The 16,487-nt window shown below is 73.1% G+C and carries 16 protein-coding genes; 13 read left to right on the top strand and 3 right to left on the bottom strand.

What is annotated here, in order from left to right; translation table 11 throughout:
* The first annotated feature begins 64 nt into the window (after positions 1 to 64).
* Both ACFYMP_RS16375 and ACFYMP_RS16370 read left to right on the top strand, forming a co-directional pair.
* Positions 65 to 421 (top strand): PRC-barrel domain-containing protein, encoded by a 357-nt coding sequence (locus ACFYMP_RS16375; protein ID WP_388857012.1) that lies wholly within the window; start codon positions 65 to 67, stop codon positions 419 to 421.
* A gap of 37 nt (positions 422 to 458) precedes the next feature.
* Complete coding sequence (locus ACFYMP_RS16370; protein ID WP_388857009.1) at positions 459 to 1,310, top strand: phosphotransferase; 852 nt, start codon at positions 459 to 461, stop codon at positions 1,308 to 1,310.
* 12 nt (positions 1,311 to 1,322) lie between these two features.
* Here the strand turns inward: ACFYMP_RS16370 and ACFYMP_RS16365 are convergent, their stop codons facing one another.
* A complete protein-coding gene (locus ACFYMP_RS16365) occupies positions 1,323 to 3,992 on the bottom strand; it encodes a GNAT family N-acetyltransferase (RefSeq protein ID WP_388857007.1) in 2,670 nt (889 codons plus the stop codon).
* 173 nt (positions 3,993 to 4,165) lie between these two features.
* On the opposite strand from ACFYMP_RS16365, the gene ACFYMP_RS16360 reads away from it, so the two are divergent.
* The 9 genes from ACFYMP_RS16360 to ACFYMP_RS16320 all read left to right on the top strand — a co-directional run bounded on the left by ACFYMP_RS16360 (position 4,166) and on the right by ACFYMP_RS16320 (position 12,722).
* The gene (locus tag ACFYMP_RS16360) at positions 4,166 to 4,888 is read left to right on the top strand and encodes a siderophore-interacting protein (RefSeq protein ID WP_388857004.1); all 723 of its coding nucleotides are present in this window, start codon (positions 4,166 to 4,168) and stop codon (positions 4,886 to 4,888) included.
* 139 nt (positions 4,889 to 5,027) lie between these two features.
* Entirely contained in the window at positions 5,028 to 5,285 is a 258-nt protein-coding gene (locus ACFYMP_RS16355) for a DUF5133 domain-containing protein (RefSeq protein WP_388857001.1), read from the top strand.
* Positions 5,286 to 5,346: 61 nt separating this feature from the next.
* The gene (locus ACFYMP_RS16350; protein ID WP_388856998.1) at positions 5,347 to 5,649 is read left to right on the top strand and encodes a hypothetical protein; all 303 of its coding nucleotides are present in this window, start codon (positions 5,347 to 5,349) and stop codon (positions 5,647 to 5,649) included.
* Between the two features lie 349 nt (positions 5,650 to 5,998).
* Positions 5,999 to 6,424 (top strand): ATP-binding protein, encoded by a 426-nt coding sequence (locus ACFYMP_RS16345; protein ID WP_388856995.1) that lies wholly within the window; start codon positions 5,999 to 6,001, stop codon positions 6,422 to 6,424.
* Between the two features lie 549 nt (positions 6,425 to 6,973).
* Positions 6,974 to 8,218: a PP2C family protein-serine/threonine phosphatase gene (locus tag ACFYMP_RS16340; RefSeq protein WP_388856992.1), complete on the top strand. Its 1,245-nt coding sequence runs from the start codon at positions 6,974 to 6,976 to the stop codon at positions 8,216 to 8,218.
* Positions 8,215 to 9,870: a CHASE3 domain-containing protein gene (locus ACFYMP_RS16335; RefSeq protein ID WP_388856989.1), complete on the top strand. Its 1,656-nt coding sequence runs from the start codon at positions 8,215 to 8,217 to the stop codon at positions 9,868 to 9,870. Before ACFYMP_RS16340 ends, ACFYMP_RS16335 begins: the two co-directional genes overlap by 4 nt.
* Positions 9,867 to 10,313, top strand: a complete 447-nt coding sequence (locus tag ACFYMP_RS16330; protein WP_363147503.1) for a response regulator — start codon at positions 9,867 to 9,869, stop codon at positions 10,311 to 10,313. Before ACFYMP_RS16335 ends, ACFYMP_RS16330 begins: the two co-directional genes overlap by 4 nt.
* Positions 10,314 to 10,469: 156 nt before the next feature.
* On the top strand, positions 10,470 to 12,311 hold the full coding sequence (gene asnB, locus ACFYMP_RS16325; RefSeq protein WP_388856986.1) for an asparagine synthase (glutamine-hydrolyzing): 1,842 nt from the start codon (positions 10,470 to 10,472) through the stop codon (positions 12,309 to 12,311).
* Positions 12,312 to 12,467: 156 nt separating this feature from the next.
* Positions 12,468 to 12,722: a DUF5133 domain-containing protein gene (locus ACFYMP_RS16320; protein WP_388856983.1), complete on the top strand. Its 255-nt coding sequence runs from the start codon at positions 12,468 to 12,470 to the stop codon at positions 12,720 to 12,722.
* Between the two features lie 39 nt (positions 12,723 to 12,761).
* Here ACFYMP_RS16320 and ACFYMP_RS16315 read toward each other — a convergent pair whose 3' ends face one another.
* Positions 12,762 to 13,025, bottom strand: a complete 264-nt coding sequence (locus ACFYMP_RS16315) for a WhiB family transcriptional regulator (RefSeq protein WP_388856981.1) — start codon at positions 13,023 to 13,025, stop codon at positions 12,762 to 12,764.
* Between the two features lie 319 nt (positions 13,026 to 13,344).
* Between ACFYMP_RS16315 and ACFYMP_RS16310 the strand changes: the two genes are divergently transcribed.
* Positions 13,345 to 15,156, top strand: a complete 1,812-nt coding sequence (locus tag ACFYMP_RS16310) for an adenylyl cyclase (RefSeq protein ID WP_388856979.1) — start codon at positions 13,345 to 13,347, stop codon at positions 15,154 to 15,156.
* An 82-nt stretch (positions 15,157 to 15,238) separates the two neighbouring features.
* Here the strand turns inward: ACFYMP_RS16310 and ACFYMP_RS16305 are convergent, their stop codons facing one another.
* Complete coding sequence (locus ACFYMP_RS16305) at positions 15,239 to 15,664, bottom strand: PRC-barrel domain-containing protein (RefSeq protein ID WP_388856976.1); 426 nt, start codon at positions 15,662 to 15,664, stop codon at positions 15,239 to 15,241.
* A 215-nt stretch (positions 15,665 to 15,879) separates the two neighbouring features.
* On the opposite strand from ACFYMP_RS16305, the gene ACFYMP_RS16300 reads away from it, so the two are divergent.
* Positions 15,880 to 16,479: a DUF1349 domain-containing protein gene (locus ACFYMP_RS16300; protein WP_388856973.1), complete on the top strand. Its 600-nt coding sequence runs from the start codon at positions 15,880 to 15,882 to the stop codon at positions 16,477 to 16,479.
* Positions 16,480 to 16,487 lie beyond the last annotated feature (8 nt).

The following is a 16,487-nucleotide window of genomic DNA, read 5'->3' as shown; positions in this document are numbered from 1 at the left end:
GCATCCGAGCTGAGCAGGGGCGGGGAACGCAAACGGGGACAGCGGTAACAGGAGGAGGCAGGACGTGTTCGAAGCCGGGGACATCCGCGACTGGCGCGGTCACGACGTGGTGGACGCCGAGGGCCACAAGATCGGCTCGCTGGAGGCCGTCTACGTCGACACCGCCACCGACCTCCCGGCGTTCGGGACGGTCGTGGTGGGACTGCCGACCAAACGCAGGCTCGTCTTCGTCCCGCTGGACGGGGCGACCGTCGGGCCGGGACAGCTGAGGGTCCGCTACGACAAGAAGACCGTGAAGGACGCCCCCTCGATCGACACCGACGGGGAACTGCTCGCCGAGGACGAGCCGAAGATCTTCGCCCACTACGAGCTGACCTATCAGGTCGGCGTGGGCGGGGCCCGGCGCCTGGGCCGCCGCTGACCGGCCCGGCGGGAAGGGGAACGGGGGAGTGAGCGCTGTGCGCGCGAGACGTCTGGACGCACAGTCGCTCGTCGACGAGCTGTACGCGGCGACGGGCCTCAGGTACAGGGTCCTCGGCCCCTGTCCGGGCGGACAGGTCGGCGCCGCCTACGTCAGTGGCCCCGACGGCGGTCGTCAGGTTCTCAAGTGGCGCCCCGGGGTGCGGGTCGAGGACTACCGGGCGGGGCCGCAGGCGGTGTCCGAGGCGGTGCGCGCGGCCGGCGCCCCCGTCCCGGCGACGCTCCTGTCGGCCCAGGCCGGCCCGGACACCGTCACCGTGCAGGAACTGCTCCCCGGCGCGCCGGCCGAACGCCTCGATCACCGGCTGCTCGACCAGGCGCTCGACCTGCTCGACCGGCAGGCCGGCCTCCTCGCCGGCCGCCCCGACGTGCCGCGGGTGCCGCTCCACCTCGACCAGGACGGCCCCGGCTTCTGCCTCCACGAGCCACTGCGCCTGCACAGTCCGCGTACGGCGGCGCTGGAACGCCGGGTGCGCGCCGTGGAAGGGCCCCGGCTCCTCGCGGGGGACGACGCCGTGCACGTCGACTTCCATCCCGGGAACCTGCTGACCGTCGACGGCAGGGTCACCGCGGTCATCGACTGGGACGGCGCGGGGCGCGGCGACCGTCTCCTGGACCTCGTCACCCTCCGGTTCGGCGCGCACGCGCAGGGCGCGCCGCCCGGGGTCGTACGGCGTCTCGACACGCTGCTGGACGCCGCGGCCCCCGAGCGGCTGCTCCCGCTGTGGGCGCACCTGAGCCTGCGGATGACGGACTGGGCCGTGCGCCACTTCGCGCCCGGCGACGTCGAGCACGTGCTCGACCTCGCCGAACAGCGGCTCGGGGACTGACCCCGCCGGGCCTCAGAGCAGGCCGGTCACCGTCTCCCTGCGCAGGAACGCGAGCCGGGCGCGCTTGTCGGGCAGCTCGATCTCCGGGCCCAGTTCGAAGCCGGTGCGCACGAGCCGGGCCACCGCCCGCTCGTTGCGCGTGTCGGGTTCCACGACGATGCGCCGGCGGGAGGGCTCCTTCAGGACGAAGCGCATGAACACCGGGAGCAGCACCCCGGTGAAGCCCTCCTCCCTGCCGTGCTCGGCCGGGGCGATGAACAGGTGGACCCCGTAGTCGCCCTCGGCGACCTCGTAGCACTCGCCGACCACGTCGGCGGTCGGCTCGTACGTCTGGAACAGCCCGACCGGTTCACGGTCCCGCAGCACCAGGAAGGCGTGATGCGTCGTCAGGGAGTCGAGGTAGGAGTAGATGTCCTCGACCTCCTCCCGGCTCTTGCCGACCATCCCCCAGAACGCGGCCCGCTCCTGCGAGACCCAGTGGTGGATCAGCTCGCCGTCGCGCTTGGGGTCGACCGGGACGACCGTCACGGTGCCGAAGCCCGCGACGGCCTCCTCGTGCACGGGTGTGGCGTCTGACAACGGGAAAGCCATGAAAGGGGACTCCTTCTGTGCGTCCGGTGCGGTGGAAGGGCCGGGTCCGGCCGGCCCGGCGGCGGGCACGGGCACGAGGGCGCCCTCCCGCCACAGCGGCAACTGGTCGTAGGCGTGCGGGTGTCCGGGCGTGCCGTGCGCGCCGAAGGGCACCACCCAGCCGCTGTCCGCCCGGTCGCCGAGGTCCCACACCCAGCGGGCGGCCGGTCCGCGCCACGCGTGCTCGGCCAGGCCCGGGACCCCGGAGGTGGACAGGACGCAGTCGTGGTCGCCGCTCAGCCCCGGCCTCGGCACGGCCGGCTCCGGGAGCGCCTGCCACGCGGCGAGGAGATGCGCCTCACCCCAGGGGCGGGGCGGCACGCCCGACGCGGCCACCTCGGCGAGCGCGCCCGCGACCTCGGCCGCGGGGTCCAGGCCGGGGACGGTGCCCGGAGTCAGCAGTGTGTCCAGCGCGAAGGCCACGCGCGGCGGGAACGCGAGCCACGGGGCGAACACCGCGGGCAGCCGGGCGCCCTCCTCGGCCGCGAGCGCGGCGAGCGGAGCGAAGACCGGATGGGCCGTCAGCCGCCGTACGACGGCGGCTCGCAGCGCGGCGTAGAGACCCGCGTCCGCCGAGTCGGCGGCCATCGAACGGTCCCAGCGCAGCAGCCGCTCCCGCACCGCTCCGGCCGCCGGGTCCAGATCGTCGGCCGGCGGCAGCAGCGCGAGCAGCGTGCGCGCGGAGCCCAGATGGGTGTCGGTGTGCACGGCGGCCATGTCGCGCGCCGTCCACCGCTCCCGCGAGTCCAGCAACTCCCTGATCCGGGCCGCCCGGTGCGGGGCGGCGAACTCGACGCCCAGCGGTGCGGCGAGCCCGGCCTGATTGGCCATCACCGCCCCGCACTCGGGTACGGCCGCGCGCGGCGGCTCGGCGAAGCGCCCCTGCCACGCGTAGCGGGCCTGCCACGCGGGGACCGGGCCCGCGCCGTTGTCCCGGTGCCGTACCGGGACCCTGCCCGCGACCCGGTGCAGCAGCCCGCCGGAGGTGTCGGCGGCCATCAGCACGTTGACCGGTTCGACCCAGGCGTCCACGGCCGCGTCCACGTCGGCCACGGTCCGGGCCCGCAGCAGGGGCAGCAAGGCGGAGAAACCGAGATCGCCCTCGACCCGCGGGACGTGCCGCAGGCTCACGCCCGTACCCTCGTCCGCGCCCCCGGCGACCAGCGGTCCGCGTCCGGTCTCGACGATCTCCACGGTGACCGGCTCCCCGCCCCGGACCTCGACGGTCTCGGTGTGCGCGGAAGCCTCCCGCCAGCCCTCGGGCCCCAGCGCCTCGACCCGGCCGCCGCGCCGGCGCAGCCGCTCGCGGTACAGGTCCTGGTAGTCGGCCATCGCGTTGGTGATGCCCCAGGCGACCGCACCGGTGTGCCCGAAGTGCGCGATCCCGGGGACGCCGGGCACCGCGAGGCCCACGACGTCGAACTCCGGGCAGACGAGACGGATCTGCTGGTACACCCCGGGCGCCTCGATGACGCGGTGCGGGTCCCCGGCGAGCAGGGCGGAGCCCGAGGCGGTACGGGAGCCGGGCAGCAGCCAGCCGTTGCTGCCCGCCGTCGCGGGGCCGTCGGTGGCGAACCAGCCGACCGCGTCCGGCCCCAGCGCGCGCCGCGCCACGTCGCGCCACCACTTCGAGGGCAGCCCGCTGAACAGCACGTGGGCCGACAGCCACACCGCGAGCGGCACCCACGGCTCCCAGCGTCCGGGACGCACCCCGGCGGCCGCGAACTCGGGGCCGGGGGAGCCCGGCTCGGCCAGCCCCTCCGTGACGCCCTCGGTGTACGCGGTGAGCCAGCTCGACGTCGACGGGTCCAGGCGCTCCACGCAGCGCCGCGCGGTGTCGGCGAGCCGGGCCCGGCGGGCGAACAGGTCCCACTCCAGGGCCTCCTCGCCGAGGAAGGCCGCCGAGGTGCCCTGCGCGCGGTGGCGCTCGACCTCGATCTGCCAGCCCCGGTCCCGGGCGACCTCACGGCCCTGGGCGCGGGCGAGCGTGAGGACGTCCCCGGCCCGCACGCTCGGTACGCCCCACGGGTCCCGGTGCACCTCGACCGTCATGCCACGCTCCCTGTCGTCCCGGCCGCCGAAGGCTGTGGGGGCCGGGAACCATCCGAAGTGGGTGCGGTACACGCGTACCGACCTGCCGTCCATTAGGTTAGGCTGACCTAACTTAATGGGTTCACGCGGTGTCGGCAATCACGGCCGGCGCCCGTCGAGGGGGAGGACGGCCGATGGGGCACGGCTGGGAGGGCGCGGTCCTCAAACTGCTGCGCGGCAAGGACTTCACCTTCACGGTGACCGGTGCCGAGCGCGTCACCGAGCACTACGCGCGGGTGGACTTCACCGACGGCGGCCTGCTCGCGGCGGCCGGCACCCACCCGACGATGTGGGTCCGGGTGTGGTTCAGCCGCTCGGGCAGACCGCACCAGCGCGCCTACACCCTGGTGGACCCCGACCCCGTGGCGGGCACCTTCTCCCTCGAATTCGCCCTGCACCCCGGCGTGGCCGGGGACTGGGCCCGCTCCGCCCGGCCCGGCGACACGATCGACGCGACCCTCCAGGGCACCGCGTTCACGGTCCCCGACCCGCTGCCCGCCCAGCTCTTCGTCGTCGGTGACGCCGCCTCACTGCCCGCCGTCAACTCCCTCCTCGACGCGTTCGGCCCCACCCCCGCGACCCTCTGGCTGGAGACGCAGCACCCCTCCGACGAGCGGCTCCCGGTACGGGTCGACCCGGTACGGCACGAACTGCGCCGCGTCCCGCGCGAAAGCGGCGGCGAGCGGCTCGTGGAGGAGGTGCGCTCCGCTCTGCCCGGCCTCGTCAAGGACCCCTCCGGCGCCTACGTGTGGATCGCCTGCGACACCGTCACCACCCGTGCCCTCGCCGCGCACGCGCGTCCCCTGCTCACCGCGCCCCGGCGTCAGCTGCACGCGCTCGGGTACTGGCGCCCCTGACCTCCGTGCCCCGGGCCGTGAGGACATGGCCGGGATCTGTCGAACGAATGGCCGAAACGGGCATGCATGGTCTACACCTCCCCGGGTAACCGAGCACAAGAATCCTCTGTGTCTCGCACCTCGGTGTGAAAGAAGGGACGTGACCGTGCTGCTCGCTCACCCTGTCGTCCTGCGCAAGCTCCTGGCCCGTTACGCATCGCTCGCGGGGCAGGACCGGCCGACCGCCGAGACCCGTCGCCAGCTCGACGACGTGACGTACACCCTCTGCGTCTCCACCGGGACCCGTACGATCGACGCCGCCCTGGCCGTCGCCCGTGCCCGGGTCGCCGAGGCCGCGCCGCAGGAGCGGACCCCCCGGTCGGTGACCGGCGAGACGTCTGCCATCCTCACCGCGTGAGCCCGTCGCCCCGCGAGGGGCCGACGCACGACAGCCCCTGACAAGGCAGAGAGTCCTGATTGTGTCTTCCCCCACACCCATCTACCAGCAACTCGTCGAGGAGCAGGGCGACGTCCTGACGGACACCCGGCAGGCCGCGGACGACATCCGCAGGAAGGCCGAGCAGACCCTGGGGGCCGCCCACGGTTCCGGCCCCGCCTTCTCGTCGTCCCCCGCCGTCCCCGAGGCGCCGGCCCGTCGGGCCGCTCCCGCCCCGCAGGGCCCGGGGACCACCGGGGCCCCCGCCCCGCAGGCCCCCGCCGGGCCGGCCCCCGAGGCCGGCTCGGCGCCGCGGCCCGCCGAGGAGGCCGGGAACCCCGAGTGAGAGCGCCGTTGCCAGGCGTACGGGCGGGGGCGACGGAATTCACGTCGCCCCCGCCCCTCGTCACGCGGCCGGCCGCCCTCCGGGATTCCCCGCCCACCCTTTTCGCCTTACTCGTCGCCTTACCCCGCCGGGATCGCCCGTGCCCGCATACGGGGCGATACGTTTCCGCACGTTTCACCGCGACGAACCCGGGAAAAAGCAAAAGCCGCCGCGGGTGGTCGGCGTTATCGCGCCGAAGGGTTTTCCGTTCCGGGGACGCCCATTCCCTTTTCAGGAAGTCGTCACGGGGTAGGTATTCCTTCGATACCGAAGCGGAGTTGCCGAAGCTCCTCGTGACGGGGTGAAAACGATGCACCACCCGAACCTGACCGCGCAGGACCTGATGACCGGACTTGACCAGCCGGTCGCCGAGCACCACAGTCGCCCCGCCCTCGCGGCGGACGCCAGGGAAGCCGTCCGCGTGTTCCTCACCGGGCTCGGCCCGGCCGTGGCCACGCAGACCGCCCAGCATCTGCTGCTGCTCGTCTCCGAACTCGTGACGAACGCCCTGCGGCACGCCGGGGCGGTGACCGCCCTGCGGTTGCGCGCCGACCGGCACCGACTCACGGTCACCGTGGAGGACCCGGACCCCGCGCCACCGCGCGAGCGCGTCCCCGACCTGAGCGGCAGCGAGGGCGGCTTCGGCTGGCCCATGGTGCTGCGCATGTCGGACGAGGTCAGGGTCCTGCCCGCCCCCGCGGGCGGGAAGACGGTGATCGCGACCCTGGCCAGGTGACCGGCGGGGCCCCTGACGGCGTACGGGCGACCGGCCGTCCGGGGGCGTGGTGAAATCCGCGTAGTCACCGCTTTCCGGTACGAGGCGGCGGTAAAGACCCCCCGCGGCAGGGGGGCGCCGCGAGCGGGAGACGGGCAGTTCCGCACATGCCCGTGCATGATGCATGAATCTCGTGGGTGCGGCACGCACGGACATGTTCGTGACGCGACCGGAGCGCTGCCGCACGGGCCGGCCGCCGCACCCCGGCGACGGTCCTCCCGGCCCCCTCCCGAAGACCGCCCCGCGAACCCTAATGCGGAGGGTGGTCATTCCTCCCCTAGACCGGGAATTCGCACCGCCGGGCCCGGCGCGGCGGCCGCCGACCGGCGCACGCGCCGGTCCCCGCGCACCCGGTTCGCGGCCTTGGCGAAGGACGCTCCCCGCCGCGAGCCCCCCGTGGGATAAGGAAGAGGGAACACCGGCGTTGGACGAGTTCGAATGCAAGTATGCTTCGTACTTGTCTCGCAGAGGTCCGGCACATGGACGCCTGCTCTCCGGTGGGGGTGTGAAGTGGCCGATCGGCCCACGGGGCTCGATTCCGCGCTGCCACGACCGCGGTCCACGAGTCATGATCCCGGTTGGGATCTCGACGCGACCCTGGTCCTGGTGGAGGACGACGCGGGAGACGCCCTCCTGGTCACCGAGTACCTCGCCGACAGCGCCCTGAGCCTGGAGGCGACTTGGTGCAAGACGCTCGCCGAGGCCCAGTCCACGCTCGCCAGCATCCGCGGACCGGTGTGCGTCCTGCTCGATCTGCACCTGCCCGACGTGCACGGCCTGGACGCCGTGCGCCGGGTCCGCTCGGTCGCGCCGGACGCGGCGATCATCGTCCTGACCGGCCTGTCCGAGAGTGAGATCGGCCTCGACGCCGTCGCCCAGGGCGCCCAGGACTACCTGCTGAAGAACCGCGTCGAGCCCGAGACCCTGGGCCGCGCCGTCCGCTACGCCCTCCAGCGCAAGCAGGTGGAGCGTGCCTCCGCCGCGCTCCAGGCCGGCCGGCTGCGGGCCGAGGAGAACGCCCGCCTCGAACGCGGACTGCTGCCCACCCCGCTGCTGCGCGAGCCCGCCGACTTCTCCGTCGTCGCCCGGTACGAACCCGGCCGTGACCACGCCCTGCTCGGCGGGGACTTCTACGACGTCGTACAGACCGCGGACGGCACCGTGCACGCCGTGGTCGGCGACGTCTCCGGGCACGGCGCGGCGGAGGCCGCCCTCGGTGTGTGCCTGCGGGTCGCGTGGCGGGCCGCCGTGCTCACCGGTTGCGTCGGCTCCGCGCAGGCCCGCCTGCTCAACGAGATCCTGTGCGCCGAGAGGGCCGGGGACCACGTCTTCGCGACCTTCGTCAGCATGCGTTTCTCCCCCGACCGCCGCACCCTGCGGACCGTGCGCGCCGGCCACCACGGCCTGCTCGTGCGCACCGAGGACAGCGTCGACTGGTACGAGCCCGAGGGCGGCATGGCGCTCGGGCTGCTCGGCGGGGACGTGGACGCCGAGGCCTGGCCCGAGGCGTCCTTGTCGACCGACCCCCGTACCGCTGTCGTCGCCTGTACCGACGGCCTCTTCGAAGGCCGCACCGGACCCCGCACTCGTCTCGGCGAGAGCGGACTGCTCGACCTGGCCCGCCGGCACAACGGCCGCGGCGGCCAAGACTTCGTGGACACCGTCGTCGACGAGGTGACCGCGCTCGCCGCCCCGGCGGGCGGCCTCTCCGACGACCTCGCCGTACTGCACCTCGCCTGGGAGCGCCCCGTATGACATCCCCCACCCCGGCCGAGCAGCCCAGGAAGCCGCTCACCAGCCGGCTGTCCGTCCAGGGCTGGATACACCTCGTCCTCGTCCTCATGGCCCTCCTGGTCGTGGCCGGCGCCGTCACCGGCGCCGGCCTGCTGTCCCGCAGCGGCGACCGCACCTCCGACCTCGTCGACCGCATCCAGCCCGCGCGGTCCGCCTCCTTCCGGCTCCAGAAGGCGCTGCTCGACCAGGAGACCGCCGTACGCGGCTACGCCCTGACCGGGGACAAGAGCTTCCTCGCCCCCTACACCCAGGGCCTGAAGGACGAGCGGACCTACTCCGCGAGCGCCGCCCGCCGGCTCGCCGACTACCCCAAGCCACTGGCCGACCTCGACGCCATCCACGAGGCGGCGGAGACCTGGCGTCGCGACACGGCCCGGCCGACCATCGAACGGGTCCAGAGCAACGGTGTCGTCTCCCGGGGCAGCCTGGAGTCCAGCAAGAACGCCTTCGACGGCATCCGCGTCCTCTTCGACCGGCAGATCGCGGACCTCGACGCGGTCCGCGACCGGGCCGACCGCGAACTCGACGACGCCGAGGGACTGCGCGACTGGACCTTCGTCGCCATCCTGATCGCCTTCCTCGCCTGCGGGGGCGTGCTCGCCGTCCTGCTGCACCGCATCGTCGGCCGGCCGCTGCGCGGTCTGGAGACCCGCGCCCAGAAAGTCAGCGGGGGCGACTTCGAGCAGGGCATCGCCATCGAGGGGCCCTCCGACGTCCAGGCCCTCGGGCTCGCCGTCGAGGAGATGCGCCGGCGTATCGTCGCCGAACTCTCCGAGTCCCGCGGCCGCGAGCAACTGCTCGCCCAGCGCACCGCCGAGCTGGACGCGCAGACCGCCGAACTCCAGCGCTCCAACGCCGAGCTGGAGCAGTTCGCCTACGTCGCCTCGCACGACCTGCAGGAACCGCTGCGCAAGATCGCCTCCTTCTGCCAGCTCCTGGAGAAGCGCTACGGGGACCAGCTCGACGCCCGCGGAAAGCAGTACATCGACTTCGCGGTGGACGGCGCCAAACGCATGCAGGTGCTCATCAACGACCTGCTCGCCTTCTCCCGGGTCGGCCGGCTCGGCGGCGAACTCCTGGAACTTCCGCTGGAGAAGACCCTGGAGCGCGCGCTGAGCGACCTCCAGGTGCCCATCGAGGAGTCCGGGGCCGTCATCGAGCGGGAAGGGGAACTCCCCGTCGTCAACGGCGACCGCACCACGCTGACCATGCTGTGGCAGAACCTGCTGGGAAACGCCGTCAAGTTCCGGCACCCCGACCGAGCCCCCCGCATCACCGTCTCCTGCGTCCGCGACGGCGACCTGTGGCGGTTCGCGGTCACCGACAACGGCATCGGCGTCCCCGAGGAGTTCGGCGAGAAGGTCTTCGTGATCTTCCAGCGCCTGCACAGCCGTGAGGAGTACGGCGGCACCGGTATCGGGCTCGCCCTGTGCCGCAAGATCGTCGAACACCACGGCGGGAGCATCCGCCTCGACCACTCCGTCGAAGAAGGCGCCCGGGTGTGCTTCACTCTCCCGGTGCGCAGCGAGTCCCCGGCCGGGCCGGGGGAGGACGCCCCGGCGGTCCCGGCCCAGCACGACACCACCTCCGCACCGCTTGGAGCAGCCCAGTGAACACCCCCGTGGAGCCCATCGAGGTCCTCCTCGTCGAGGACGACCCCGGCGACGAGCTGATGACCCGCGAGGCATTCGAGGACAACAAGATCCGCAACACCCTGCACGTCGTACGCGACGGGCAGGAGGCGCTCGACTTCCTCTACCACCAGGGCGAGCACGCCGACGCGCCGCGGCCCGACCTGATCCTGCTCGACCTCAACCTGCCGAAGTACGACGGACGCCAGGTCCTGGAGCGGATCAAGTCCGACGACAACCTCGCCCACATCCCCGTCGTGGTGCTCACGACCTCCTCCGCCGAGGAGGACATCCTGCGCAGCTACCGGCTGCACGCCAACGCGTACGTCACCAAGCCCGTGGACCTCGACCAGTTCATCGCGGCCGTGCGGCAGATCGACGACTTCTTCGTGACCGTCGTACGCCTCCCGCGCACGGCGCAGTAGGGGGCGCGGCGGCCACAGGACATCCGCCCCCGGCCGCCACCTGCCGCACCCCTGCCCCGTTGACCCCGGAGCGGGCGCGCACAGCACGCCCGCCACACCGGTCCCGGCGCCGCCCTTCAAGCAGCGCCGGGTGCGAACGTCAGCGGAGGTAAACAGATGTGCGGCATCACCGGCTGGATCGACTTCGACCACGATCCGCGAACGGGCCGGGAGACCCTGGACGCGATGACGGCCACGATGGCCTGCCGGGGCCCCGACGAACGGGGCACCTGGACCGGGGGGCCCGCCGCCCTCGGCCACCGCAGGCTCGCCGTCATCGACCTGCCGGGCGGCCGGCAGCCGATGACCCTCGACACCCCCGGCGGTCCGATCGCCCTCGTGTACTCCGGCGAGACGTACAACCACCCCGAGCTGCGCGCCGAACTGCGCTCGCGCGGTCACCGCTTCACCACCGCCTCCGACACCGAGGTCGTCCTGCGCGGCTACCTGGAGTGGGGCGAGGAGGTCGCCGAACGCCTCGACGGCATGTACGCCTTCGCCGTGTACGACGGCCGCAGCCGCCGCCTGGTCCTGATCCGCGACCGCCTCGGCGTCAAACCCCTCTACTACCACCCCACCCCCGAGGGGCTGCTGTTCGGCTCCGAGCCCAAGGCGATCCTCGCCCACCCGCGGGTGCGCCCGCGTATCCGTACGAGCGGGCTGCGGGAACTCTTCGCCTTCGTCAAGACCCCCGGGCACGGCGTCTGGGACGGGATGCACGAGGTCGAGCCCGGCACGGTCCTCACCGTCGACGGGCGCGGTACCCGCCGGCGCGTCTACTGGAGCCTGCGGACCCGCCCGCACACCGACGACCGGGACACCACGGTCGCCACGGTCCGCGCGCTGCTGGAGGAGGCGGTACACCGTCAGCTCGTCGCCGACGTCCCGCACGGAGTCCTGCTGTCGGGCGGACTCGACTCCTCCGCGCTCACCGGTCTCGCCGCGCGCCGGCTCGCCCCCAGTGGCGAGAGGCTGCGCACCTTCTCGGTGGACTTCGCCGGACAGACCGAGAACTTCGTCGCCGATCAGGTGCGCGCCACGACCGACTCCCCGTACGTCCGCGACGTCGCGCACACCCACCGCACCGACCACCACGATCTCGTCCTGGACGCCCACACCCTCGCCGGTCTCGACGCGCGCGCCGCGATGGTCCGCGCCCGGGACCTGCCCCTGGGCCTGGGGGACCTCGACACCTCGCTCCTGCTGCTCTTCCGCGCGGTCCGCGAACAGGCGACCGTCGCGCTGTCCGGGGAGTCGGCCGACGAGGTGTTCGGCGGCTACCTGCACTTCTTCCACCCCGAGGCGCGCGAGGCCGAGATGTTCCCCTGGCTCGTGCGGATCGCCGAGCACTTCGGCGAGGACTCGACCGTCCTGCGCCCCGAGGCCGTCCGCGCCCTCGACCTCCCGGCCTTCCTGCGGGAGAGCTACGCCGAGGCCGTCGCGCAGGTGGAACGCCTCGCGGGGGAGAGCGACTTCGAGTACCGGATGCGCCGCATCAGCCATCTGCACCTGACCCGGTTCGTCCGCGTCCTGCTCGACCGCAAGGACCGCGCGAGCATGGCGGTCGGGCTGGAGGTGCGGGTCCCGTTCTGCGACCACCGCCTGGTCGAGTACGTCTACAACACCCCGTGGGCGCTCAAGTCCTTCGACGGGCGGGAGAAGAGCCTGCTGCGCGCCGCCGTACGCGACGTGCTCCCGCGCTCCGTCCACGACCGCGTCAAGAGCCCGTACCCCTCGACCCGGGACCCCAAGTACGCGGCGGCGTTGCAGGACCAGGCCAGGGACCTGCTGAGCCGGCCCGGCCATCCGGTGTTCACCCTGGTCGACGCCGACCGGGTGCGCGCTCTGGCCGGCCGCGCGGACCCGCCGTCGACGCAGGCCGCCCGGCGCGGCCTCGAACGCACCCTCGACCTCGCCCTGTGGTTCGACCTCTACGAGCCGGACGTGATCCTCGACTGAACCGGCACCCACCTCGCGCGCCCGGACGGTTGTGGGCACGTGACGATCGTCTTCCCTCGCGCGGGTGTGCGAAAGGTGCGCAGGGGCAGACGGAGGGCAGCCGAAGATCGAAGTCTCCGCCCGACCGGCGGACCGTCACGACACCGGAGGCCCCTCGTGCTGCTCGCCCACCCCGTGATCCTGCGCAACCTCGTCGAGCGTCACCACGCCCTGAGGGTGCTGGAGGCCGAGCGCGGAGGCCCCGAGGCCAGGCGTGAACTGGCCGAGGTGTCCTCGCTGTTGTGCGTGGCGACCGGAACGAGCGATGTGGACGCCGCGCTCGTCGCCGCCGTGCACGGTCTGCCCGGGGCGCGAGTCACCGACGACTCCCTGCTCAGCGAGGAACCCGGGGTGAGCGGGGTGCGGGGCTGACGCCTCGCCACCTCCGGGCGGACGGGCGGCCGAAGCGGCTCAGCGCGCGACGCCGCCCGCCGACCGGAGCCGGTTCGCCCGGCGGCGGCCCAGGGCCGCCCGCTCCCGCTCGTCCAGTCCGCCCCAGATCCCGGCGCGCTGACGGCTCTCCAGAGCCCATTCGAGGCACTGCTGCCGCACCGGGCAGCCGGCGCACACCTGCTTGGCCTCCTCCCGCTGCCGGGCTCCCGGGCCCTCGCTGCTCACCGGGAAGAACAGTTCCGGGTCGGTGCCGATGCAGGCCGCGTGGTGAATCCACTCCACGACGAGTCACTCCTCGGGTACTCGGGAATTCGGACGGTCTTGTTCCGACCCGGGTGACCGGGTGGCGTAGGCCCAAACATCCCCAAGGGGAGCGGGGGCGTGACACCGGCGGTGGAAGAGCCCGCCGGCACCGTGGGCCAGCCGCCCGCCACACAGGCTTCCAACAGGTTCACGAGCGCGGTCGCAAAGCCCAACTCCCGCTTCGCGTCATCTCATTGACGCTGCACACCCGTGGTGATTCACTTCGTGGCTGAGAGCGCTCTCAGCGACAGGGACCGGCCGGCGGTTCTGTTCTTTCCACCACTTCGCAGGGAGAGCCGTGTCCACCATTCCCTCTCGCCGCAGCGTGCTGCGCGGGGCCGCCATCGCCGCCGTGCCGCTGATCGGCGGCCTCGGCGCGGGCCAGGCGTTCGCCTCGGCCACCACCTCCGGTCAGCACGGCACGGGCGGTACCGGAGCCGCCCTGGGACCGAACGTCCTGGTCTTCCATCCGTCCATGGGCGACGCGGCGATCCAGGCCAGGGTCGACGCCGTCTTCGCCACGCAGGAGTCCAACCAGTTCGGCGACGAGCGGTACGCCCTGGCCTTCCTGCCGGGCACCTACCACGTCGACATCAACGTCGGTTTCTACACGCACGTCCTGGGCCTCGGTGCGAGCCCCGAGGACGTGGTGATCAACGGCCATGTCACGGTCGACGCGCAGTGGCTGGAGGGCAACGGCACCCAGAACTTCTGGCGCGCCGCGGAGAACCTGACCATCGCGCCGCCCGACGGGCTGGAGCGCTGGGCCGTCGCCCAGGCCGGGCCGATGCGGCGCGTGCACATCAAGGGCGACATGACGCTGTGGCCGAGCCCGCCGGGCAACCAGTGGTCCAGCGGCGGCTTCCTGGCGGACAGCGTGGTCGACGGGCAGGTGGAGTCGGGGTCGCAGCAGCAGTGGCTGTCGCGCAACGACACGTTCGGCAGCTGGAGCGGCGCCAACTGGAACATGGTCTTCGTCGGTGTGCAGGGCGCGCCCGCGCAGTCCTTCCCGACCCCTCCGTACACCACGATCGACCGCACCCCGGTGATCCGGGAGAAGCCGTTCCTCACGGTGGACCGGCACGGCTCCTATCAGGTGTTCGTCCCCGCGCTGCGCAGGAACAGCACGGGCACGACCTGGGCGCACGGCCCGGCCCGCGGCCGCGCGGTCCCGCTGTCGAAGTTCCACGTGGCCCGGCCCGGTGACTCCGCCGCCACCCTCAACCGCGCGCTCGCCCAGGGCAAGCACCTGCTGATCACCCCCGGCGTCTACGACATCTCCGCGCCGCTGCGCGTGAACCGGCCCGGGACCGTCGTCCTCGGGCTCGGTCTCGCCACCCTGCGCTCCACACGCGGCAACACCGTGCTGGAGGTCGCCGACGTCCCCGGCGTCACGGTCGCCGGTGTGCTCTTCGAGGCCGCCTCCCGCCACACCCCGGTACTGCTGCGCGTCGGCGAGGGCCACGGCCGGCGGCGGCACAGCGCCGACCCCACCGCGCTGTTCGACGTCTACGCCCGGATCGGCGGCGCGCTGGCCGGAGGCGCCGAGGTCAGCGTCCGCATCGACAGCAACGACGTGATCTGCGACAACCTCTGGCTCTGGCGCGCCGACCACGGGCTCGACGGCACCGTCGGCTGGTCGGTCAACCCGGCCGACACCGGGGTCGTCGTGAACGGGGACCACGTCACCGCCTACGCCCTCGCCGTCGAGCACTACCAGAAGCACGAAGTGCTGTGGAAGGGCGAACACGGCAGCACCTACTTCTTCCAGAACGAGCACCCCTACGACGTGCCGACCCAGTCGGCCTGGAGGCACGGCTCCACCCTCGGCTACGCGGCCTACAAGGTCGCCGACGGCGTGCGCACCCACCACGCGTGGGGCCTGGGCAGCTACTGCTTCTTCAATCTCAGCGCGAACATCTACACCGACCGCGCCTACGAGATCCCCGACACCCCGGGAGTCGTCCTCACCGACCTGATGACGGTCTGCCTCAACGACGCGGGCGGCGGCGGCATCCTGCACTGCGTCAACAACACCGGCGACCCCGTGCAGAACGGCTTCGGCACGTACAGCATGAAGTCCTACGCGAACGGCACCGGCAGGGTGTGACACCCGCGTGCGGGCAGACGGTGCGCCACCCGGCCCGGCAGGGGGCGGGCGGCGCACCGCGGGTCCGGACACGCGGGGCGGTTCAGGCAGGCGTCCCGCCGGTCCCGCCGAGGTCCTCGTCCGCGATGTTCTCGCGCGCCACCTCGCGCTCCGTCTCTCCCCAGCCCTCCGCCTCCTCCGGCACGACCGTGAGCCCGTAGTACGTGTAGAGCGCGCTCTCCTGGGCGGCGTCCAGGTGCTCGTCCGCGTCGTCCGGCCGGGGCGCGTCGCGCACGAGGTCCTTGGTGTACGGGACGTGCAGCATCCGCCCCTCCCGCTCGGCCCCGGCGAGCGGGACGAAGTGCTCACGGATGCCGAGCAGGCCCGTCTTCACGGTGACCCACTCCGGGCGGCCCGTGCGGTCGTCGAGATAGACCTCGTCGACCCCGCCGATCTTCTCGCCGTCGACGTCGTACACGTCGAGACCGTCCAGTTCGTTGGGGTTGTCGAGGGTGTGGTCCACCGCCATCGCCGCCACCTCCCTGCCTCGGGCGCGACCGGTCCTGCCTCCATGGCGCCGCGTGCGCGCGCTCGCGGCAACCGCAGCGCCCTCCCGTCCGCGCGGCCTGACACCGTGACGCGCCCGGCCGGGCACCTTGTGCGAGGCTTCACCCGTAGGGCCGAACGGGTGAAGCGAGCAGGTCACCGCCGTCCACGGGCGGGGACCGGAGACCGAGGAGATCGATGCGGACACGGCAGTCCTCGCGCTGGGGCGAGGCGCACTGGCTCAACGAACCCCCCGAGGCGGTGTCCGAGCCCGCGGGCGGCCTGCGGGTCACCACCGCCGAGGGCAGCGACTTCTGGCGTACCACCTCGTACGGGTTCGTCCGGGACAGCGGGCACGCGCTGCTCGCCCCCTTCCCGCGGGACAGCGCCGTCGAGGTGACCTTCGAGGCCACACTCCCCGAGCTGTACGACCAGGCGGGCGTCCTGGTCCGGGTGGACGAGGGAACCTGGGTCAAGGCCGGGATCGAGTCCACCGACGGCAGCCCGCACCTGGGAGCGGTCGTCACGCACGGCACGTCCGACTGGTCCCTGGGACCGGTCCCCGACTGGGCGGGCGCCTCGGTGACGGTCCGGGTCAGCCGCTCGGGCGACGCCCTCACCGTGCGAGCCCGCAAGGGCGAGGGGGAGTGGCGCATGGTCCGCCTCGCCCACCTCCCCGCCGACGCCGAGGCGACGGCCGGGCCCTTCTGCTGCTCCCCGCAGCGCGACGCGCTGACCGTGCGCTTCACCCGTTTCGTGCTCGGGCCCGCCGACCGGGGGCTGCACGAGGGGCCGTGACCGCGCCG

It is taken from the genome of Streptomyces sp. NPDC007088 (genome assembly GCF_042869355.1).
Taxonomy (GTDB): domain Bacteria; phylum Actinomycetota; class Actinomycetes; order Streptomycetales; family Streptomycetaceae; genus Streptomyces.
The sequence above is the reverse complement of the archived record's forward strand: the minus strand, read 5'-3'. Positions and strand labels throughout refer to the sequence as shown.